The organism is Methylobacterium sp. M6A4_1b (assembly GCF_053345175.1).
The window spans coordinates 1-870 of sequence record NZ_JBKEZQ010000079.1 but is presented as its reverse complement, the minus strand read 5'-3'; the positions used below and the strand labels follow the sequence as shown (position 1 = coordinate 870).

Genomic DNA, 870 nt, shown 5'->3' with positions numbered 1-870 from the left:
GGCGTCGTTGGTCAGGCCCGCCACGGTGGTGATCACCGGCGCGCCGGGAGCGACACTGTCGATGGTGAGAGCCACGGCAGCAGACGGCAGCGAGACGTTGCCGGCGAGGTCCTGCGCCACGGCGGTCAAGCTGTTGGCACCCTGCTTCAAAGGGGCTGTCGGAGCGAAGCTGAAGCGTCCGTCCAGCCCCACCACTGCAGTGCCCACTACGCCGGTGTCGTCCGAGATGGTGACGGTAGCCCCAGCCTCAGCCGTGCCGGTGATGGTTGGTGTGGTGTCAGTGGTGGGTCCAGCAAAAGCTGTGATGCTCGGAGCGAGCGGATCGACCGTGTCGACCAACACGGTCACGGGAGCGATTGGCGAGACAGTGCCGCCCGGGCTCCTCGCTGTGACCTGCAGCGTGTTGGTACCCTCCGCCAGCGGGACGGTCAGGGTCACGCTAAAGCGGCCGTCGGAACCTACAGTGCCGGAGCCCACGGGACCTGCGCCGCTTGTAATCGTAATCAGGTCGCCGGCCAGCCCCGAGCCGGTGATAACAGGTGTGTCGTCGTTGGTGGGCGTCACGTAGTCGACGACGGGCGCGCCGGGCACGCTCGTGTCGATGACGACCTGCGTCACAACGGAGGAAACCGATAGGTTGCCAGCGTCGTCCTGCGCCGTGGCAGTGAGGTTGGTAAGGCCATCCGGCAGGGGCACGGTTGGGGTGAGGGTGAAGCGTCCGTCGGCAGCGGCTACGACGGTGCCCAGCACAAGAGCGTCGCTGCGAACCGTAACAGTCGTACCGGCCTCGGCTGTGCCAGTGATCACCGGCGTGGCGTCGTTGGTGGGACCTGTAAAAGCAGTGATCACCGGCGCGCCGGGGGCGACACT

Annotated in this window: 1 protein-coding gene; it reads right to left on the bottom strand. The window is 66.8% G+C overall.

Translation table 11 applies throughout. The annotated features are described in order from the left end of the window. Positions 1-870, bottom strand: an 870-nt coding sequence (locus ACLBWX_RS23130) for an Ig-like domain-containing protein (protein WP_447679229.1), incomplete at both ends; no start/stop codon positions are given.